The sequence below is a fragment of the [Zimmermannella] bifida NBRC 103089 genome (assembly GCF_001570925.1).
In the GTDB taxonomy this organism is placed as follows: domain Bacteria; phylum Actinomycetota; class Actinomycetes; order Actinomycetales; family Microbacteriaceae; genus Gulosibacter; species Gulosibacter bifidus.
In genome coordinates, this window is the sequence record NZ_BCSP01000001.1 from 190,357 (window position 1) to 209,798 (window position 19,442).

The following is a 19,442-nucleotide window of genomic DNA, read 5'->3' on the forward strand; positions in this document are numbered from 1 at the left end:
TTCGTGCGGTTACGACTCGACCTCATGCGTATTCAGCCGGTAGCTATTCGGCGCCGAGCACATCGACGACAAAGACCGCGGCATCATCTGGCTTGATCACGCGCTCAAATCCCATCGGGTTAGCGTGGATCGCTTCGCCAGGAACAATGATGACCCGCTGCGAGCCGACGCGCTCACCTACGAGGTCTTCGGTAATGCCGTACAGCTGGTCGTCCGGACCAACCGGTACCTGCATCGCGGGACCAGACATTTGCCAGGTCGAGGTCACCACGCGACCGGTTTGCCAGCTCAAGGCTGTTACTTGGAGGGTGACAACCTGGCCGCGCTCGACGGTGGAGCCGAATCCGGCAATCGTCGTTGCCGACTTGCGTTCGGTTGGTGCCGGTCCGTCTGGCATGGTCACGCCTGGCTCGCCGTTTGGTGCGGTTACGACGGCCGGAATTCCCGACTGCGGTGGCTGCACTCGTCCGGATGCGCTCGAGTGATATACCTTGTCGATTTCAACGGTGATGGTGACATCGCCTTCGGCACTATTGTTAGGCAGCTGCGCCTGCGACGCCACAAACTCAGCGACCGGAACCTTACCGGTAACGGTTTGGCCCGCCTGCGCGCACCTCATGATGTCGGTGATGAAGCCGTAGCCGTTATCGTTCAGCGCTTTGACCGGCCCGGGTGCTGGCTGCATATCGCTACCGACATACACCGGCCCCTGCGGCACAATGACTTCGCCCTTGTCGTCGACGACCTGCAGCGTGAAGGTCGCGATGCCGTTGTCGGTAATCACCGGCCCGGTCCCCGTTCCCTGTCGCTCGACGGCGTATTTCTGCGTTGGTTCGCACGACGATACTTGATCGCTGGTTGCGATCGTCGCGCATCCGGTTAGTGCCGATGTAACGACCATGACGGATGCGAGGGTAGCGAGCGTACGAGTGGGCAGTTTCGCCATGGTTTAGTCAGTTTCCTTTGCGGATGCGTCGTCAACTTGGGGATTTTCGGTCGCGATGTCGTCGGCCTGCGTGAAGGTTACCGGCGGTTCGTGACGAGCCTGCGATGCCGCACGCACCGCATCCCGACCGCGCTTTCGCAGCACTTTGTCGCTGACATTGCGCTGGCCAATGGCATCGAGCGACCAAGCAGCGTTGTCGCTCGGCGTCCAGGCTTCGACGTCCTCGACGGTTCCCGGTGTCTTGGTGCTCGCGGGCTTCTTGGGAAGCCGCGCACCCTCAGCCAGTCGGCGAGCGGTGAGGAGGAACCCGGTGTGCGCCACCATGCGGTGATCTGGTCGGACCGCGAGTCCTTCGACGTGCCAGCCACGCACCATAGTTTCGTCGGCCTCGGGCTCGGTGAAGCCCCCGTGTGCGCGAATGGCTTCAGCAATGCGCGACAGTTGCGTAACAGTCGCGACATAGCAGCAGAGCACGCCGCCAGGGATGAGCGCACGCGATACTTCAGGCAGGCATTCCCACGGTGCCAGCATGTCGAGGATCACGCGGTCGGCGGTGCCGGGTGCGAACGTATTGGGCAGCGCTTCGCTCAGATCACCAATCACGATCTCCCAGTTGTTCGGGTTCGTGCCGAACACGCTTTCAACGTTGCCCCGAGCAACGTCGGCAAATTCTTGGCGACGCTCAAAGCTGGTGAGTTTTCCGGTGCCGCCAAGCATGCGAAGCAGCCAGAGCGAGAGGGCCCCCGAACCGACACCGGCTTCGATTACGCGCGCACCCGGGCGAATATCTGCTTTCGCGAGAATCATCGCCGCATCCTTGGGATAGATGATCGCGGCGCCGCGGGGCATCGACATCACGACGTCGTTCAGCAGTGGGCGGAGCGCCAAGTACTCGGTCCCGCCCGTGCTCGTCACGAGCGAACCGTCTGGCATGCCGATGAGCGTGTCATGCGAGATCGTGCCGTATTGCGAGTGCATCTTGCCACCAGAAGTGAGCCAGGTCGTGGTCATGCGGCCCTTTTGGTCGGTGAGCTGTACTCGCTCACCCTCGCGAAATGGGCCGGATGGAGGGGCAGGAATCATGTGTGGGCTTTCAAATCAGAGTGTCGATGTGGCGTGGGGGCACGCCAACCAGCGGGTGCGAGAGTCAGACCGTTATGCAGAGTCGTCGGCATGGTGTTCGCCGCGCTGATGAAAGGCTACGAACAGTTCGCATAAATCCTGCCAGGTCACGCCGCGTAATGAATCAAGTCGCAGATAATCCGGATGCGGATCAATCGCGACGCCGTGCGGAACCGCCAGCGCCGTGCATCCGGCAGCAAGCGCCCCGCGCAAACCGTTGCGAGAGTCTTCGATCACCAGACATTGGGCAGCAGATATGCCGAGACGGGATGCGGCCGTCACGAACGGTTCCGGGTCGGGCTTGCCCTCAGTCACGTCTTCGGCCGCCACACAGGTGGCGAATACGTCTTCGATCCCGAGCCCTTCGACCACGGCATCGACGAGCGTACGGCTCGAGTTCGTTACGAGCGCGAGCGGGATACCGGCCGCGTGCATGTCGCGCAGCAATTCGAGGGCGCCGGGGCGCGCATCCACCGACCTACGGACCGAAACGACAACCTCCGCGGTCACTTCAGCGGCAAACTCCGCGGCGTTCCCGACCGCGCCCTGCTCGTGAAATACCTCGGCAGTAATCGTTGGCGATGCGCCAACCAGGCGCATTTCCTGCGCCGCCGAAAGCGGCGGTAGGCCGCGTCGCGTCAGGAACTCGTGCTGCGAGCGGATCCAATGCGGCTCGGTATCAACAATGGTGCCGTCCATATCCCACAGCACCGCCTTGGGACCGTATGAAGTCATAGGCCTGAGTCTACGTGGCCGCACCTGCGCGAGACCGACCCGACCACGTAGGCTTGAACAACCCGTACAAAATTCTTGGAGCACAACTACGTGATGGAGAACTCGCTGTTCGACGGCCTGGAACAGGCAGGTTTTGCAGGTGGCCGTACGCTCGTGATCGCTATGAACGGCTGGAACGATGCCGGTGAAGCTGCGAGCACCGCGGTCACCGCGCTCGCTCGTCAGCTCGAGCTGAACCGCGTTGTGGCCACGTTTGAGGGTGACGACTTCTACGACTACTGCACCGCACGCCCACGAATCGTGCGTCAGGACGATGGGCATCGCATCCTCGAATGGCCCGCAACCAAGGTGCATGCCGCGAAGCACCCGCAGCCAAACGCTGCGGCCCGCGTGTTGCCAAACGCGAATCGTCTCTACCTGCTCACCGGTGCCGAGCCTTCGATGCGCTGGCGGCAATATGCCAGCGAGGTGGTTGAGTTCTGCCAGCGCGAGGAGATCGACCGCCTAGTCGTGGTCGGTGCGCTACTTGCCGATACCCCACACACCCGTGATGTGCCGGTGGTTCGCACGAGCGAAGACGAATCCGTGCAGCAGGAGTTCGACGTTGAGTCGTCGCAATACGAGGGCCCAACCGGTGCCATGACCGCGATCGTTGAGCGCGCGCGGCAAGAAGGCATCGTGGCGCTGTCGCTCTGGGCTCAGGTGCCGCACTATGCGGCTGCGCCCGAAGCATCCTCACCGAAGGCGATCTTGGCACTGCTCAATGCGCTTGCCGAAGTGCTGCTGGTTGAGGTGGACATCGATTCGTTTGTAGAGGCCAGCAGCCATTGGGAGACGCAGGTCACGAATGCGATCGCTATGGATGACGAGATGACGCAATACGTCAAGTTCCTCGAGCAGGCGCGCGACACCGTTGATTCCGAAGCGGCTTCGGGTGAGGCGATTGCCGCCGAGTTCGAGCGTTTCCTCGCCGACGAGTCGCCGCGCGACGAGGGCGAAGACCGCTAGCTGCAGTCTCCCTGACCGCGCTCGTGCGCAAACCGAGCTACTCAGCGCAGATCGGTACCGCGCAGATCAATACCGAGCAGTGCATCCACCGCGTCGATACATTCGCTACCTCGTACCGGTTGCTGTACCCAACGATCCACGATGGCAGTGACTTCGGGCGTGTTGAGGTCATCGGCAATAGCCCGACGCATCTGCTGCACCAGCTGCTCGGTTTCGGCACACGGTTCGGTGGATGCGGTCAGCGCGGCCTCGCGCCAGTTCCGCAGCCGTTCGGTCGCGGCTTCGAGCGCCGCATCGGTCCACTCCCAGTCTGAGCGATAGTGGTGCGCGAGAATCGCCAACCGGATCGCCGCGGGGTCAGCACCGGCTGCCGTGAGCTTTGAGACCAGCACGAGGTTGCCGAGTGATTTCGACATTTTTGTGCCCTCATACGCGATTAGACCCGCGTGTGCGAAGTGCGTCGCGAACGGTTTCGAGGTGAGTGCGGTGGCGTGGGCCACGGTCATTTCGTGGTGGGGAAACTTGAGGTCACGGCCCCCGGCCTGAATCGTGACTGAACTCGGCGCATCCGCATCCGTATTCGCATCCGCAAGCGTGCCAAGCGCGATTACCGCACATTCAACGTGCCAGCCGGGGCGCCCGGTACCAACGACTGTCGTCCAGGACGGCTCATCGGCACGGGCTGCGCGCCAAAGCAGCGGGTCGTACATGCAACGCTTACCGGCTCGATCGGGGTCGCCACCGAACTCCACGAATTTCTCAGAGAGTTCGACTGGCGAGTAGTGGCTGATCTGCGCCACCGCAAACTCGGTGCGCTGCTGTACCGCCAAGATATCGAGGTAGATGTCTTGCTCGCCGCCTACCGAATCGGGAGTCGGTACGGAGTACGCAAATCCAGCCTCGACCAACGCGGCCACGGCCTGGGCAACGTCATCGATCGCATCCTGAACCCGCACGTAGTCACGAGGCGGGATCACGCGCAACGCTGCCATATCGGAGCGGAACAGGTTCGTCTGCGACTCCCCCAGTTCACGCCAGTCAACGTTCGTGTCACGGGCGCGATCAAAGAGCGGATCATCGACATCGGTGATGTTCTGCGCGTAATCAACGGCGACGCCGGCCTGACGCAGCGCACGGATGCACGTGTCGAAGGCGACGTACGTTGCCGCGTGTCCGAGGTGCGTCGCGTCATAGGGGGTAATACCGCACACATAGATGGATGCACGTCCGTCGTGCACGGCAACCGGCGCGATTTCGCCTCGGGCGCTGTCGTACAGCGCTACGGGAAAGCCCTCGCCAGCGAGTGTCGGAACGGTGGGCTCGGGCCAGCTGTGCGTACGTTTCACCAGATCAGTTTATGCAGTACGAGCAATCACCGTCCATGACCAATGAGCAACCCGATATCGGCGGTACAAATAGCGGCGGCGCCGAGCCAATAGCACTCGGCGCCGCCGCGCACCCGTCTGGGGGTGTAGCCCGCATAATCGCTAGGCGCCCGCCATCGGATCCAAGACACCACTGATCAGCAGCATGAGCAGCAGCGTACCGAGGGCAATGCGGTACAGCACGAACGGCATGAAGCTGCGGGTTTCTACCCACTTCATTAGGAACTTAATGACCACCCAGCCAACAGCAAAGGTGACCACCGTTGCCATGAGCGTCGGTCCCCAAGCGAAGTTTGGGTCAGGTTCACGGAACGCGGTCAACACTTCGTAACCGCCCGAACCGAGCACCGCAGGAATCGCCAGCAGGAAGCCGTATCGAGCGGCTGACGGACGGTCGTATCCCATGATTCGACCGGCCGTGATGGTGCCGCCCGAGCGTGATACACCCGGGATGAGAGCAAGGGCTTGCGCGCCACCAAAAAGCAGGCCATCGCGCCACGAGAGATTGTCGAGCGTCTTTGCCCGTCGACCCAGCACGTCGGCAAGACCGAGGATGATGCCGAACAGAATCAGCATTGCGGCGACCAGCCACAGGGACCGGAAGTTCGTACGGATGACATCTTGGAAGCAGAATCCGAGCACGACGATCGGAATCGAACCGACGATGACCAGCCAGCCCATGCGTGCGTCGGGATCATCTTTGGCGACGGTGCCGCGCAGCGAACCGAACCATGCTCGAATGATGCGCACGATGTCGCCCCAGAAGTACACCAGAACCGCAAGCTCCGTACCGATCTGAATGATCGCCGTAAAGGTTGCGCCGGGGTCCCCGGTGCCCAACCACTGACCGAAGATGCGGATGTGCGCACTAGACGAGATCGGCAGGAACTCGGTGAGCCCCTGCACCACGGCGAGCATGAATGCTTCTAACCAGCCCATGATTCAACTTTCTGTATTCGTTCGGTATGGCGTTGCCGCACCGACTACATTCGACCAGATTGGGGTTCGTAGTAGCGCGCCTGATGTTAGTACCGAAGCAGGAAATCCTCGAGCACCACGCGCCCAAACACGAGCGAAGACATCGGCACCCGCTCGTCCACCCCGTGGAACATTCCCGGAAAGTTCAGCTCCGCTGGCAGGAGCAGCGGTGTAAACCCGTAGCCGGCGATGCCAAGCCGTCCGAGCGCTTTGTTGTCGGTGCCGGCTGGCAATAGGTACGGAATAATCGCTGCACCGGGGTCAGCTGATCGCAGCGACCGCGTAGCTTGCGAAACCAATTCCGATGAAACCGGTGACTCGTATCCGCTCACCTGCCAGTCAATTTCAACGTCGATCTCGGGGCCAACGATCTCACGGATTCGTTCCAGCGTGTCCTGCTCCTTGCCCGGTACCGGTCGCACGTCAATGGCGACGGATGCGGACTCGGGAACGACATTGTGCTTGTAACCGCCGGTCAACATGGTTGGGTTGGCAGTGACGCGAAGTGCGGCCGTCAGCCAACTGGCCGCCGTACCCGCACGCGCAGCGAGGTCGTCAGGTGACTGCGACCCAGGCTCAGCAGCATCAGCGAGCGACGCAATCGCCGCGACCATCGTACTCGCGGTCTCACCAAGTTCGAGCGGCCAATCGGTGTTCGCGATGCGGCAGATGGCCTCCGAGAGCGCGATGATCGCGTTGTCCGCGGGATCAATCTTGCGGGAGCCGTGACCGGCACGACGGTGCGCGTGCAACCGAAGCCAAAGCATCCCCTTCTCACCGGTCTGCATGAGATAGGCACGCTTGCCATCGACGTTGATCGAAAATCCGCCAACTTCGCTGATGGCTTCGGTGGCACCGGCAAAGAGTTCTGGATGCGTATCGACGGCGTACTGTGCGCCAAGCCGGCCGGCATCTTCTTCATCGGCAAAGAACGCGACAATCAGTTCACGCTCGGGCGCGAGGCCGCGCTGCTGCATGGATTCGAGTGCCGTGATGATCATGGCGTCCATGTTCTTCATGTCCACCGCTCCCCGACCCCAGATCATGCCGTCGTGGATCTCGGCCCCAAACGGGTCGTAGGTCCAGTCGTCCGCGGCGGCCGGTACGACATCGGTGTGACCGTGAACAACTAACGCGGGCTTATCTGGATTGCGACCGGGAATGCGCGCCACGACCGACGTTCGCCCGGGCGCTGCTTCAAACACGGTGGGCGTTACGCCAAGCCCGCGAAGCCGTGCTTCGAGATATTCTGCGGCTTCTTGCTCACCGCTACTGACACCACCGCCCCAGTTCTGCGTGTCCATGCGAATGAGTTCTCGGGTGGTCACCACCGTCGGGTCCGACTCGAGCATGCCAATTTCTGGGGTGATCCACGCAGTCGAACCAGCCAGCTGCTCGGTTGCAGGTGTCGTACGGTTCGATGTGGATGCGCAATGGTCGTCGGACATGGCAGTCATGCTAATTTCTGCCGCCGGGTCAGATCTTCAGGCGCGCCCGCAGCGGCTTCATTGCGCGGCTGCGCATCACCTGCGTTTCGAACTAAATGGGCCCACCTCTGCCAGCAGGACCACCTGGACGCGACACGCGGAGCGTGCTCAGTTTGCGTACTCCAGAAAATCCGGTAATGTATTACTTCGTGCTCACTGAGCCGCACACCTGCGCGGGTGGCGGAATAGGCAGACGCGCTAGCTTGAGGTGCTAGTGACCGCATTAGGTCGTGGGGGTTCAAGTCCCCCCTCGCGCACCAGGTCCTCTGGACAAAATTGCCCCGAACTTTGGTTCGGGGCAATTTGCATTTCACGGCGTCTTCGCAGGCGCCCGCGGCCGCGCGCCTGTCACCGCATCCGCATCCCATTGCTAGCCTTGCCGGGATGATGAACGTAACTTTGCTCATGACGCAGGCGGCTCCCGCTGCCTCGGAATCGTTTGGGGCCATTGGCGACTGGGCCGTATCGGTCATGAATTGGCTTGGTGCCATTGGTGTCGGCCTGCTGGTGCTCCTTGAGAACCTCTTCCCGCCGATCCCTTCGGAAGTCATCCTGCCGCTGGCAGGGTTCACCTCTGGCCTGCCCGGCTCCGGTTTCACCTGGGTTGAGGCGCTGATTTGGGCAACGGTTGGTTCCACGGTCGGCGCCTACGCGCTCTACGGCCTTGGTGCTGCGCTCGGTCATGATCGCACCGTTCGACTCTTGGCGGCCCTGCCCCTGGTTGATCGCAAGGACATCGAGAAGACCATCGCGTGGTTCAACAAGAACGGTTACTGGACTGTGTTCTTTGGTCGCATGCTGCCAATCTTCCGGTCACTGATTTCGATTCCTGCCGGTGTCGAAAAGATGCAGTGGTGGAAGTTCGGACTGCTCACATTTGCGGGCTCGGCGATCTGGAACACCATCTTTGTCTACGGCGGCTACATGCTCGGATCGAACTGGGAGGCAATCATTAATGTTGCCGACTGGCTCAAGTACCTGGTGATCGGTGTCGTCGCCATCGTGGGTATCTGGTACATCGTGCATAAGCTTCGGCAGAGTGCCAAGAAGCGCAAGGGTGGCGTGAATGCAGATTTGCAGGACCCGCTCCCCCAGGACCACCCAGATTTGAACCCGCAATTGCGTGACGGAGACAACGCCTAGTCAGTCAGTTGTTACGGGATGCGTTCGGGACCTGCGATATTCGCGGGTCCCGTTTGCGTTGCCTCCCCGCCTGCGCGTGCTAGCGGCAACAGTGCCGTGTGGGATGCGGGTGCCGCCAGTTTTCTGCACAAGGGCAGCCAGTACGCCGCGTCAGTGCAGGCGCCGACGCAGCTCATTGATGCGCTGTTGAATCTGATGTGCAGTGGCTTGTGCCACGGCAGGGCCACCACAAATCCGACGCAGTTCCGTGTGCACTTTCCCGTGCGGCATGCTCGACTGGCGGGCGTACACCGCAACCAGCGAGTTCAAGAGCGTGCGCTGTTCCTTGAGTGAGCGATGCAGCGGTTGCACAGTCTTGTGCCCATCATTGATCAGATTCTTTGACCGATCTTCTTGAATACGTTGCTGTCGCTGCGCGCGGGCCTGCAAGACTTCACCGACCTGGTCATGATCCAAAATGCCTGGCAGCCCCAAATACTCCAGCTCTTCGAGCGACCCGACCTCCGCCGCGTAGCCAAAGTCTCCGCCGTCATACAGCACCCGTTCGAACTGCGCTTCAGACGAAATCGCCTCGAACTTGTACCGGGTCAGCTCGTCACTGGCGTTGTCCTCACGCTCGGCCTCGGCCAGTTCACGCTCTTCTTCGGTCATGCCGTCGACATCGTCGGCGTCGCCAGACTCGCGGCGGTCAAGCGCGTGATCGCGTTCGGTCTCCATTTCGTGTGCCAGCGCGCTGAGCTTTGGCACCGACGGCATAAACACCGTTGCTGTTTCGCCACGACGTCGTGCACGCACGAAACGGCCGATCGCCTGCGCGAAGAACAGCGGGGTGGACGAACTCGTGGCGTAAACACCGACTGCCAGCCGCGGCACATCCACACCTTCGGACACCATGCGCACCGCCACCATCCAGCGTTCGGTGGAGTCCGAGAAACTGTCGATGCGCGCCGAAGCGCCCTTGTCATCGCTCAGAATCAGCGCCGGTCGCGTGCCGGTAATGTGCTCAAGCAGGGCTGCGTAACCTCGCGCGGACTCGTGGTCGGTCGCGATCACCAAGCCACCCGCATCCGGCACGTCTTGACGCACCTCGGAAAGGCGACGATCCGCAGCGCGCAGTACCTGCTGCATCCACTCACCTTCGGGGTCGAGTGCGGTGCGCCAGGCCTGCGAAACAATGTCCTTGGTGTTTTCGTCTGACAGACTCGCGGACATTTCTTCGCCCGCGGTGTCGCGCCAACGCATGCTGCCGGCATAGTTCATAAACATCACCGGGCGAACCACACCGTCACGAAGCGCTCGCCCGTAACCATAGGTGTAGTCGGCCTTCGAGACTCGGATGCCCTCCGCATCCCGCTCGTATCGCACGAAGGGAATCGGTGCGGTGTCAGAACGGAACGGCGTGCCGGTCAGCGACAGGCGACGTTCGGCGAATTCGTAGGCGTCTCGAAGCGCGTCACCCCACGAAAGCGTGTCACCGCCGTGGTGTACTTCGTCAAGAATGACGAGCGTACGCGCCGACGAACACAGGTGCTCGTGCACGTACGGCTTCATCGCCACCTGCGCGTACGTTACGGCGGCACCGTGAAATTCACGCGAAAGCGATCGCTGAGCGTTGGAGAACTTTGGGTCAAGCTTGATACCGGCTCGCGCGGCCGATGCCGCCCACTGTGTCTTGAGGTGATCGGTCGGCGCCACCACGATGACGCGGTTCACTTCGCCTTCGTGAAGGAGTTCCGCAGCCAGGCGGAGAGCGAACGTAGTCTTTCCTGCGCCTGGCGTAGCCGAGGCAAGAAAGTCCTTCGGACGCCGGGCCATATAGAGCGCCAACGCTTCTTGCTGCCAGGCACGCAAGTTGCCGGCGGTACCCCACGGTGCGCGAGCGGGAAACGCCGGTGAAAGATGCTCGGCGGCATAGGTACCGAACGCATTAGCTGACCGTTCAGCTTGGTTCACGCGACCTCCTCACAAGTGCATGATGGTGACCTTGGGCAATGCCTTGGGGCGCACGACCTGGGCACCGCAAACATCCGATTCTAGCCGTTGACTGCCCGCGTGAGCAGGTCGTGGTCTGGGGATGAACGCGGTGCGTTCGCCGATGCTGTGATGAAAGGTGGGGCAGCTGACGCAGCTTAGGCGTCGAGCAGCCAGCTGGCGATAGCCGCCATCACCTTGCGGTCTTGGGACGGGTGAAAGACGCTGGCAGCTACGTCTCGGTACAGCCGTTCGAGCTCGTGTCCGCGACGGAACCCGCCACCGCCAACGATCTCCAGCGCTGCTTGCACATTCGCCCGGGCCGCAGCCGTTGCCGCGTACTTAGCCGCGCTGAGACGCACCGGCCATTCGGCACCGTAGTTTTCAAGCGCATCAATATCTTGCGCGACCGACTCCAATTGCATCCGGGCTGCCAGCTGTCGGTTGCCCATCTGCGCGATGATCTCGCGCACGCCGCCGTCTTCGGCGAAGCTGCTTCTCTCAGCAACTCGGCTGGTGCGCTTGTGGGCGGCAGCAACCGCGAGTTCGGTGGCGCGCTCGGCAATACCGAGGTAGCAGGCACCGAGCAGCGTCAGGAAGTTCGAGAAGATGCCGAAGATAATCGGGCTCGAACTCGGGCCGACCGGTGCAGTACCCAGAATTCGGGATGCGGGCACGTGCACATCGTTGAACGTGGTCGAACACGATTGTGTACCTCGCATACCGAGAGTGTCCCAATCGTCTTTGATCGTAACGCCCGCATCGCCGCGCTCGATAAGCGCGTGGACCAGCATCGGAGTATCACCGGAGTCGTCGCGGCCAAAGCACCAGAGGTGTGTCCAGACCGGCGAGAGCGAGGTAAAGATCTTGGTTCCCGTCAGGCGATATCCGCCTGCACCATCCGGCACTGCGGACACGGTTGAGTCCAACAGCACCGCATCGTTGCCAGGCTCCGAAATACCCAGCGCGATGACCGCGTCGTCGGCGATGTGCTGCCACACCAAGTCGTTGTCATTCGGCCCCAAGGTGGGTGCGCCGCGCTCGGCCAACACCCGCGCGACTCCCCCGGTAATCAAGTGCATGTTCACGGCAAGCGCCGTTGCCGGCGCAGCGGCGGCCAGGCGCGCCTGTTGGTGTACGACTTCACGCAAGCCGTGACCGGAGCCTCCAAGTTCGGCCGGCACAAACTGGCGCAGGTAACCGATGCGCTGCAGGTCTTCGAGGTCGGCGACCGGAAAACTGTTCTCGCGATCGTGCTCGGCCGCGCGTGCGCGGAACGCTTCGAGCAGATCGTCACTGAGGTCGAGGGGGTGAAACACGCTTGTTGCCATGTGGCAAAGCCTACGCCGCCCCTCCGACATGCCTCGAAGTGCGGATTCCGACCGTGACAGAAACTATTCGGCAGCGTCGATGAGGGCGTAGAGGGCGACGGCACTCGTGGCCGCGACATTTAGCGAATCTACGCCGTGTTGCATCGGGATCATGACGGTGTGCTCGGCGGCGCGCAGGGCTGATGCATCAAGACCGTGTCCTTCGGTGCCAAGCACGAGCGCCACTCGGTCGGGACGGTTTCGGGCAAAGCTGCGGAGCGTCACCGCACGATCGTCGAGCGCCAATGCGGCAAGCGAAACGCCCGCATCCGCAAAGAGCTGCGATGCGCTCGGCCAGGCAGGAAGCCGGGTCCATGGAATCTGCAGTACCGTCCCCATCGATACCCGCACACTGCGTCGATACAGTGGATCGGCGCAGGACTCAGTCACGAACACCGCATCGGCTCCAAGCGCTGCCGCATTGCGAAAGGCAGCGCCGACATTGGTGTGATCGACAATTCCATCGAGCACGAGTGCCGTCTTCGTCTGGCTGAGCAACTCGCGCGCATCCGGAAGTGCGGGTCGATGCATTGATGCCATCATGCCGCGGTGCATCCGGTAGCCGGTCAAGTCTTCGAGCAGCGCTTCGCTCCCAACAAACACCGGTGTCGCGGGGTGCGCCACCAGCAGATGTTCTACCTGCGGCAAGAACTTTGGCTGCGTCAGCACCGAACGCGGACGGTGTCCGGCGGCTAGCGCACGCGAAATCACTTTCGACGATTCAGCCATGTATAGCCCGCCCTCGGGCTCGAGCACGCGGCGAAGCGCGACATCTGTCAGGTTGACGTAGTCGCGAAGTCCGGGGTGGTCGAGGGAGTCAATGTCGATTCGCTGCACCCACCAATTGTGCCAGTGCGAGTTGGTGCTGAGGCGCGACCATCAGCACGATCGCGTGCCGTGACACACGCAGCGCTGCCAGCCTGCAACGAGTAACGGGACGCTAGCTGCCGGTGTTGTACGTCTCGCGGAGCACCCGGGCAAGCGCCAGCGGCGTCTCGTAATGCACCAGGTGGCCTACGCCTTCGATCACGAATAATTGGCTGCCGGGCATGGCGGCCTGCAGTCGCTGCGAACTCGGTAGCGGCGCAATCTTGTCTCGTTCGCCGACAATCAGCGACGTACCGCTCGGAAAATCAGCCGCGTGGTGGGTGACGTCATCGGATACGGATGCGCGAAATGCTTCGAGCAGTACCTGGCGGTTCGCGAAGTCTGAAAAGTGCGCGTGGTGCTGCGCATGAATCCACTGTCGCAGCGCGCGATTGCGCGTCACCGCCATGACCTCGCTCATGATGCGAGTAATGAATGGGGCGGACATCAGCCAGCTCCCCAATCGCTCTGGCAGCAGTGCACCGAGCTTGTAGTAGCCAATGGCGATATTGGTCAGGATGCGGTCCGGTCCGGAAAGCGCGTTCTCGGCAATTGGATTGACGAGCGAGATCCTGCGCGGCGACAGATTGGTAACCGCATTCGCCACAATCATCGAACCGAACGAGTGTCCGAGGACGATAGCCGACGCATCCGGGTCGACGATCTCGCAAAACTCCGTGAGCCAGCCCGCGTACTGCTCGAGCGAGTGTGTTCCCGAAAAGGGCTGCGATTCGCCGAATCCGGGGAGGTCGGGAGCAATGAACTGGCATTCGGGCATGGCTGCCGCGAGCAGCTCGAGTCCGTGGTGGGTACCGCGAAAGCCGTGCACCAGGATGAACGTGGTTGCGGCGTCGTCGGGCCCGTAGGTCCATACCGCGGTGCGGGCATCGCACACTGTGAACACGGTGTGTTTCGTGGGAATTGCCGAAAGATGCGTTTCCAAGGGGTTGCGCGGAGTCATTATGAAAAAGTGTAGTGAGTCCCTACTGAATTCAATACGTAACGCACGAACAAGAGCGCTTGCAAGCGTCGACGACCGATAGCGAGGATCCCCCGATGAGCTTTGGCACACCACCACTACTGCCCGGACTGCAACGAGACGAGAACTGGTTCAAGCGTGCCGTGTACTACGAGGTGCTCGTGCGTGCATTTGCCGATTCAAATGGTGATGGTATTGGCGATTTCCAGGGGCTGATTTCCAAGCTCGACTATCTGCAATGGCTCGGCATCGACGTGATTTGGGTGCCGCCATTCTTCAAGTCGCCGCTTCGCGATGGTGGGTACGACGTTGAGGATTATCGTTCAGTGCTTCCCGAGTACGGCACTATCGATGATTTTCGCGAATTGGTCACGAAAGCCCACGAACGCAATATGCGGGTGCTGATTGACATCGTCATTAACCACACATCTGACCAACACGAGTGGTTTCAGGAATCGCGTCGAGACCCAGACGGTCCATATGGCGACTATTACGTGTGGAGCGATACCGACGAAAAATACGAGGACTATCGCATTATTTTCGTCGACACCGAAGAATCCAATTGGACGTTTGACACTGAGCGACGCCAGTACTTCTTCCACCGGTTCTTCTCGCATCAACCCGATCTCAATTTTGAATCCGAGGCCGTACAACGTGAGGTATTTGACGTCGTTCGGTTCTGGCTCGATTTGGGTGTCGATGGCTGCCGCTTGGATGCGATTCCGTACCTGTACGAAACCGAAGACGGTAACGGTGAATCGGAGCCGGCCACCCATGAATTCGTCAAGCGCCTGCGCGCCATGGTCGACGAAGAATACCCCGGCCGAGTGCTGCTCGCCGAAGCTAATCAGTGGCCGCACGAAGTGGTTGACTACTTCGGTACCGAAGAGGAGCCCGAATGCCACATGGCGTTCGACTTCCCCACCATGCCCCGCATCTTTTATGCGCTCCGGTCGCAGCAGAAGCAAGAACTCGAAGACGTTCTTCGTGAACAACTCGAGATCCCGAGCACCGCAGCGTGGGGTGTATTCCTACGTAACCACGACGAGTTAACGCTGGAAATGGTTGATGAGGAGTATCGCCAAACAATGTACGGCTGGTACGCCTACGACCCGCGGATGCGCGTTAACGTCGGGATCCGACGCCGCCTGGCTCCCCTGCTCGAAAACAACCTTGACGAAATCAAACTCGCGAATGCGCTCTTGCTTTCGCTCAAGGGTTCACCGTTTTTGTACTACGGCGATGAGATCGGTATGGGCGACAACATCTGGCTGAATGACCGTGACGCCTCCCGTACCCCGATGCAGTGGTCGCCCGACCGGAATGCCGGCTTCTCAAGCGCCGATGCTGGCAAGCTCTCGCTGCCCGTGGTGCAGTCGCTCGTGTACAACTACGGTCACGTGAACGTCGAGACCCAGATGGCACAGTCTGCATCCCTCCTGCACTGGACCCGACGCATCCTGCACCTTCGCCGCGAGCATCCCGTATTCGGTCTCGGAAATCTGCAGGTTGTCGAGACTGATCACGAATCGGTGCTGGCATTCGTGCGCAGCATGAGCGACGAAGCCCACGCCAACCGAGGTGGCATGCATTCGCACGCCGAACGCATCCTGTGCGTGTTCTCGTTTGCGCACAGTCCCGTACACGCACGCATCCAATTGCCCGAGTTTGCGGGCATGGCTATGGAAGACTGCTTTGGTGGACAGGAATTCCCCACTATTGGTGAGGACGGCGCTGTCGATTTGACCTTCGGTGCGCAGCAGTTCTATTGGCTGCGTTTGCACCAGCCGCAGTTTGAAAGGAATACATAGTGAGTGACGCATCGGCTGTAGCGGCACCTTCCGCCCAGTGGGCGGATCGCGTGGTCGTTTTCGATACCGAAACCACCGGTATTGATCCAATGAATGACCGAATTGTGACCGCGTTTTTCGGCATTCTGGATGCGGACGGCGAAGTCGAGCGCGGCACCGATTGGCTCGCCGACCCGGGTATCGAGATTCCCGAACGCGCCACTGCCGTGCACGGCGTTACCACAGAGACCGCGCAGAGCGAGGGTGAGCCTGCTGCCGAAGTCATCGCCAAGCTCGCGAAGTCCCTCGAGTGGGTCGCACGAAGCGGCCTGCCACTGGTCGTATTCAACGCTCCCTACGACCTCACGCTGCTTGCGGCAGAGTGCAATCGCCACGGCGTACCGTTCCCGCCGCTCGGCAAGCAGGTGATTGACCCGCTGGTGATTGACCGTCAGGTTGATAAGTTCCGCAAGGGTAAGCGCACGCTTACTGACTCGGCGCCCGTTTATGGCGTCGAGCTTCTCGATGCGCATGATGCCGGCGCGGATGCGATTGCCAGCGGTCAGGTGGCGCAGGCGATGGCACGCAAGTACCCCGACCAGCTCGCTATTCCGCTGGCGGAGCTGCACGATCTGCAGGCGCAGTGGGCGGATGCGCAGGCGACAGATTTCGAGTCGTACATGCGTCGTCAGCGCGACCCGAACTTCACCGCCGATCGCGGCTGGCCGATCCGCGGCTAGCCAGCCAGAGCGTGGGCGAACCAGACCCACATCCGCTTGGGGCGAGTTCCTGCGTGATGCAGATGAACTCGCCCCAAATTCGTTGCGGCAGCGCCGCGCAACCTCATGCTGCGATTGGCGGTGTCGTTAGTCTCGAATCGGGTGATCGAGTTCGTCCTGACGCAATCCGGCAAAGAGCAGCACATAGACAGTGGCAGCAACCGTAATCACCGCAACGGCGGCGAAAATCCACTCGATCGGCAACCACTTGCCAACCGGACCCGCAATCGCCGTTGACAGCGGCAGCAACGCGAGCGATACAAAGAAGTCCAGGCTCGAGACTCGGCCGAGCATGTGCCGCGGCACACGGCGCTGCAAGAGCGTGCCCCAGATCACGTTTCCGGCACCACCAGTAGCACCCATGATGAACGCCAGCACCACGATGATCCAGAGCTGCCCAACAAATCCAAAAAGACCGAACAGCGCGAGCGGCAGTCCCCAAAGGCTCAGCATCACCGTGAGGTAGCGACGCGGCAGCGCCAGCGAAGAAATGACGAATGAGCCGAGCGCGGCACCCACGCCAAAACCGGCAAGCACCATACCGAACGCATCCGACCCCAGACCGAGCTGCTCACGCAGCAAGAACGGTGTCAGCACCTCGAGCGGTCCGAGGTAGAAAAACAGGATGAACGAGCTCCATCCCAATGTCCACGCAACCCAGGGAGTCTTCGCAACGAAACGTACGGCTTCGCGCAGGTCTTCCCATGCGGTGGTCTTCGCCAGCTTGCCAGAATCTTCCGCAGCCGTTGTTTCAGCGATGCTCGGCAGCAGGATGGCGCCGGTAACGGGTGAACTCACCTGTATTGGCGGTGTTGCTCCCGAGGTCTCCCCCTGGTCAACGCGCGGGTGCAGCCAGCACAGCGCCAGCAACGCAAGCAAGTGAGCACCAGCGATCACGATGATCGCCACGGACGGTGCAAGCGCGGCGGTGACATAGCCCGCAACGGCTGGTCCAAGTGCCTGCGTCAGCACTGGCCGCCCCATCCCTTCAATACCGTTGGCGGCAAGCAGCTCTTCTTCGCGAAGGATGCGCGGCAATGAGGCCGAGTATGCCGGGAAGAAAAAGCCAGTGGCGATACCGAGCAACGCACCGGTGACCGCAAGGTGCCAGACCTGCAGCAGTCCGAGCGCACCCAGAATGGCGCTAAAGCTCACGGCGAGTAGGTTAACCAGTTCAACGGCGCGCAAGATCCAACGTCGAGGCAAGCGATCGGCCGCAACCCCGCCGAGAATGGCGGTCGTGATCAGACCGATCGCCGTTGAGGTGCCGACGATTGCCACGGCAACTTCATCGCCGCCAAGTTCGATGACTTCGTAGACCATCGCGACGGCCCACATCCCCGAACCGAACAATGACATCGCCATGGCGAGCATGAGGATGCGGAAATCGGGCGAGCGAAACGGTTGCAGTGCCCGGGGCAGCTTCGAGCCGGTTGTGCCCGACGGAGTGGGAGATTCGGAGGGATCGCTTGCAACGTTGCGAGCCATCGCATCCTCGACTTTCGTATCGCAGGTTCGGGAATCAGTTTATGGGAAACGCAAAAGCGGTGGGAACTCAATCGAGTTCCCACCGCTTCGCGTAGTGCTGAAGGTGCTAGTCGAACTAGGCCTTCTTGCCAAACTTGGCGTAGCGGTTCTTGAACTTCTCGACGCGACCGGCCGAGTCCATGATGCGCTGCTTACCGGTGTAGAACGGGTGCGAAGCGCTCGAGATTTCAACGTCAACTACCGGGTAGGTGTTGCCGTCTTCCCACTCGATGGTCTTCTGGCTGGTGACGGTCGAACGGGTGATGAACTTCTCACCCGAAGCGAGGTCGTTGAACACCACGTAGTGGTAGTCCGGGTGGATGTCTGCCTTCATCGTGTTTCCTTCTTCGACAAGTTGATGCAAGTTTCAAATGCTGGGCTGCGTAACCCCGTACATCAATGACGAAATTACACGCGCATGAACGTACGGTTAGGCCCAAGCAAAGCCAAGGGGCAATACTAGCATGCGGTTGACCGCAAATGCGAGCACACTGGCAAGTTATGCCAGCGCGCGGGCGGTGAATCGCCCGTACTGTTCCTGAACCTCCAACGGTAGGCCAAAGGTTGCTTCGAGGTTTGCACTGGTCAGCGTGTCGCGAATCGGGCCCGCTGCCATGATCTTCCCCTCTCGCATCAGCATCGCGTGCGTAATCCCAGCCGGGATTTCCTCAACGTGGTGCGTGACCATCACGATGGCCGGCGCAAAGTCACTCTGGGCGTATTCCGTCAGCGACGCGAGCAGCCGCTCACGCGACCCGAGATCGAGTGCTGCACTCGGTTCATCCAGCAGCAGCAACTCAGGGTCACTCATGACCGACCGGGCAATCAGTACGCGCTTGCGTTCGCCATCCGACAGCGTGCCGAAGGTTCGATCAGCCAGCTCGCTGAGCTGCCATTGTTCAAGCACCTCATCTACCTGGGCGTAGTCGATCTCGTCGTACTCTTCGGTCCAGCGTCCGGTCACACCGTAGACAGCGGTGAGGACCGCGTCACGAACGGTTTCGGTATTAGGCAGACGCGCTGCCATCTCGCTGCTGGCAACACCGATTCGCGGACGCAGCTCGTTGACGTCACAAGTGCCGATCGCTTCCCCAAGTACCTCAACCTCACCGCTGGTCGGATGCAGATACGCCGATGCGAGCGCCAGTAGCGTCGACTTTCCGGCGCCGTTCGGTCCCAGAATGACCCAGCGGTCCGCATCCGAAACGGACCAGTTCACGTCGTCGAGAATTGCGCGACCGTTGCGCACGACACTCGTGCCGCTAAAGGAGAGCACTTCAGTCATAGGTATTGATCCACTTTCAGTCCATTGGTTGCGCGCATTGCGGTAGCACTGCGGCAATTCATGAGTACGC

The 19,442-nt window shown here is 61.1% G+C and carries 17 protein-coding genes and 1 tRNA gene; 5 read left to right on the plus strand and 13 right to left on the minus strand.

The window, feature by feature from the left end; all coding sequences use genetic code 11:
* Nucleotides 1-43 precede the first annotated feature (43 nt).
* The 3 genes from ZBI01S_RS00860 to ZBI01S_RS00870 form a co-directional block, all read right to left on the minus strand.
* On the minus strand, nucleotides 44-946 hold the full coding sequence (locus ZBI01S_RS00860; RefSeq protein ID WP_066054966.1) for an FKBP-type peptidyl-prolyl cis-trans isomerase: 903 nt from the start codon (nucleotides 944-946) through the stop codon (nucleotides 44-46).
* A 3-nt stretch (nucleotides 947-949) separates the two neighbouring features.
* Complete coding sequence (locus ZBI01S_RS00865) at nucleotides 950-2,029, minus strand: tRNA (adenine-N1)-methyltransferase (RefSeq protein ID WP_083524373.1); 1,080 nt, start codon at nucleotides 2,027-2,029, stop codon at nucleotides 950-952.
* A 72-nt stretch (nucleotides 2,030-2,101) separates the two neighbouring features.
* Nucleotides 2,102-2,803 (minus strand): HAD family hydrolase, encoded by a 702-nt coding sequence (locus ZBI01S_RS00870; RefSeq protein ID WP_066054969.1) that lies wholly within the window; start codon nucleotides 2,801-2,803, stop codon nucleotides 2,102-2,104.
* A gap of 93 nt (nucleotides 2,804-2,896) precedes the next feature.
* On the opposite strand from ZBI01S_RS00870, the gene ZBI01S_RS00875 reads away from it, so the two are divergent.
* Nucleotides 2,897-3,811 carry a PAC2 family protein gene (locus ZBI01S_RS00875; protein ID WP_066054972.1) on the plus strand — a complete coding sequence of 305 codons (915 nt, stop codon included), beginning with the start codon at nucleotides 2,897-2,899 and terminating at the stop codon, nucleotides 3,809-3,811.
* Nucleotides 3,812-3,852: 41 nt separating this feature from the next.
* On the opposite strand, the gene mshC is transcribed toward ZBI01S_RS00875, so the two are convergent.
* From mshC to ZBI01S_RS00890, 3 genes are all read right to left on the minus strand, one after another.
* Nucleotides 3,853-5,157 (minus strand): cysteine--1-D-myo-inosityl 2-amino-2-deoxy-alpha-D-glucopyranoside ligase, encoded by a 1,305-nt coding sequence (gene mshC, locus ZBI01S_RS00880; RefSeq protein ID WP_083524374.1) that lies wholly within the window; start codon nucleotides 5,155-5,157, stop codon nucleotides 3,853-3,855.
* A gap of 141 nt (nucleotides 5,158-5,298) precedes the next feature.
* Nucleotides 5,299-6,135 (minus strand): undecaprenyl-diphosphate phosphatase, encoded by an 837-nt coding sequence (locus tag ZBI01S_RS00885; protein ID WP_066054974.1) that lies wholly within the window; start codon nucleotides 6,133-6,135, stop codon nucleotides 5,299-5,301.
* 86 nt (nucleotides 6,136-6,221) lie between these two features.
* On the minus strand, nucleotides 6,222-7,526 hold the full coding sequence (locus ZBI01S_RS00890) for a M20/M25/M40 family metallo-hydrolase (protein WP_066055604.1): 1,305 nt from the start codon (nucleotides 7,524-7,526) through the stop codon (nucleotides 6,222-6,224).
* Between the two features lie 306 nt (nucleotides 7,527-7,832).
* Between ZBI01S_RS00890 and ZBI01S_RS00895 the strand changes: the two genes are divergently transcribed.
* Nucleotides 7,833-7,921 (plus strand) — tRNA-Leu (locus ZBI01S_RS00895).
* A 124-nt stretch (nucleotides 7,922-8,045) separates the two neighbouring features.
* A complete protein-coding gene (locus tag ZBI01S_RS00900) occupies nucleotides 8,046-8,804 on the plus strand; it encodes a DedA family protein (protein ID WP_306301606.1) in 759 nt (252 codons plus the stop codon).
* 150 nt (nucleotides 8,805-8,954) lie between these two features.
* Here ZBI01S_RS00900 and ZBI01S_RS00905 read toward each other — a convergent pair whose 3' ends face one another.
* From ZBI01S_RS00905 to ZBI01S_RS00920, 4 genes are all read right to left on the minus strand, one after another.
* Complete coding sequence (locus tag ZBI01S_RS00905; protein ID WP_066054976.1) at nucleotides 8,955-10,757, minus strand: DEAD/DEAH box helicase; 1,803 nt, start codon at nucleotides 10,755-10,757, stop codon at nucleotides 8,955-8,957.
* 176 nt (nucleotides 10,758-10,933) lie between these two features.
* On the minus strand, nucleotides 10,934-12,106 hold the full coding sequence (locus tag ZBI01S_RS00910) for an acyl-CoA dehydrogenase family protein (protein ID WP_066054979.1): 1,173 nt from the start codon (nucleotides 12,104-12,106) through the stop codon (nucleotides 10,934-10,936).
* Between the two features lie 63 nt (nucleotides 12,107-12,169).
* Nucleotides 12,170-12,982, minus strand: coding sequence for a TrmH family RNA methyltransferase (locus tag ZBI01S_RS00915; RefSeq protein ID WP_066054982.1), 813 nt, complete (start codon nucleotides 12,980-12,982; stop codon nucleotides 12,170-12,172).
* A 103-nt stretch (nucleotides 12,983-13,085) separates the two neighbouring features.
* Entirely contained in the window at nucleotides 13,086-13,973 is an 888-nt protein-coding gene (locus ZBI01S_RS00920) for an alpha/beta fold hydrolase (protein WP_083524375.1), read from the minus strand.
* A gap of 95 nt (nucleotides 13,974-14,068) precedes the next feature.
* Between ZBI01S_RS00920 and treS the strand changes: the two genes are divergently transcribed.
* The gene (gene treS, locus ZBI01S_RS00925; RefSeq protein WP_066054985.1) at nucleotides 14,069-15,802 is read left to right on the plus strand and encodes a maltose alpha-D-glucosyltransferase; all 1,734 of its coding nucleotides are present in this window, start codon (nucleotides 14,069-14,071) and stop codon (nucleotides 15,800-15,802) included.
* The gene (locus ZBI01S_RS00930) at nucleotides 15,802-16,521 is read left to right on the plus strand and encodes a 3'-5' exonuclease (protein ID WP_083524376.1); all 720 of its coding nucleotides are present in this window, start codon (nucleotides 15,802-15,804) and stop codon (nucleotides 16,519-16,521) included. The genes treS and ZBI01S_RS00930 overlap by 1 nt, the downstream gene beginning before the upstream one ends.
* Nucleotides 16,522-16,647: 126 nt before the next feature.
* Here ZBI01S_RS00930 and ZBI01S_RS00935 read toward each other — a convergent pair whose 3' ends face one another.
* The 3 genes from ZBI01S_RS00935 to ZBI01S_RS00945 all read right to left on the minus strand — a co-directional run bounded on the left by ZBI01S_RS00935 (nucleotide 16,648) and on the right by ZBI01S_RS00945 (nucleotide 19,372).
* Entirely contained in the window at nucleotides 16,648-18,048 is a 1,401-nt protein-coding gene (locus ZBI01S_RS00935; protein WP_083524377.1) for an MFS transporter, read from the minus strand.
* A gap of 115 nt (nucleotides 18,049-18,163) precedes the next feature.
* A complete protein-coding gene (locus ZBI01S_RS00940; protein WP_066054988.1) occupies nucleotides 18,164-18,421 on the minus strand; it encodes a type B 50S ribosomal protein L31 in 258 nt (85 codons plus the stop codon).
* 165 nt (nucleotides 18,422-18,586) lie between these two features.
* Complete coding sequence (locus tag ZBI01S_RS00945; RefSeq protein ID WP_066054991.1) at nucleotides 18,587-19,372, minus strand: ABC transporter ATP-binding protein; 786 nt, start codon at nucleotides 19,370-19,372, stop codon at nucleotides 18,587-18,589.
* Between the last annotated feature and the right edge of the window lie 70 nt (nucleotides 19,373-19,442).

Excerpts from the sequence above, each read along its gene's own strand:
- ZBI01S_RS00860 (WP_066054966.1), bottom strand. The coding sequence starts at position 946 with ATGGCGAAACTGCCCACTCGTACGCTCGCTACCCTCGCATCCGTCATG.
- ZBI01S_RS00865 (WP_083524373.1), bottom strand. The coding sequence starts at position 2,029 with ATGATTCCTGCCCCTCCATCCGGCCCATTTCGCGAGGGTGAGCGAGTA.
- ZBI01S_RS00870 (WP_066054969.1), bottom strand. The coding sequence starts at position 2,803 with ATGACTTCATACGGTCCCAAGGCGGTGCTGTGGGATATGGACGGCACC.
- ZBI01S_RS00875 (WP_066054972.1), top strand. The coding sequence starts at position 2,897 with ATGGAGAACTCGCTGTTCGACGGCCTGGAACAGGCAGGTTTTGCAGGT.
- ZBI01S_RS00885 (WP_066054974.1), bottom strand. The coding sequence starts at position 6,135 with ATGGGCTGGTTAGAAGCATTCATGCTCGCCGTGGTGCAGGGGCTCACC.
- ZBI01S_RS00890 (WP_066055604.1), bottom strand. The coding sequence starts at position 7,526 with ATGCTCGAGTCGGACCCGACGGTGGTGACCACCCGAGAACTCATTCGC.
- ZBI01S_RS00900 (WP_306301606.1), top strand. The coding sequence starts at position 8,046 with ATGATGAACGTAACTTTGCTCATGACGCAGGCGGCTCCCGCTGCCTCG.
- ZBI01S_RS00910 (WP_066054979.1), bottom strand. The coding sequence starts at position 12,106 with ATGGCAACAAGCGTGTTTCACCCCCTCGACCTCAGTGACGATCTGCTC.
- ZBI01S_RS00920 (WP_083524375.1), bottom strand. The coding sequence starts at position 13,973 with ATGACTCCGCGCAACCCCTTGGAAACGCATCTTTCGGCAATTCCCACG.
- treS (WP_066054985.1), top strand. The coding sequence starts at position 14,069 with ATGAGCTTTGGCACACCACCACTACTGCCCGGACTGCAACGAGACGAG.
- ZBI01S_RS00935 (WP_083524377.1), bottom strand. The coding sequence starts at position 18,048 with ATGGCTCGCAACGTTGCAAGCGATCCCTCCGAATCTCCCACTCCGTCG.
- ZBI01S_RS00940 (WP_066054988.1), bottom strand. The coding sequence starts at position 18,421 with ATGAAGGCAGACATCCACCCGGACTACCACTACGTGGTGTTCAACGAC.
- ZBI01S_RS00945 (WP_066054991.1), bottom strand. The coding sequence starts at position 19,372 with ATGACTGAAGTGCTCTCCTTTAGCGGCACGAGTGTCGTGCGCAACGGT.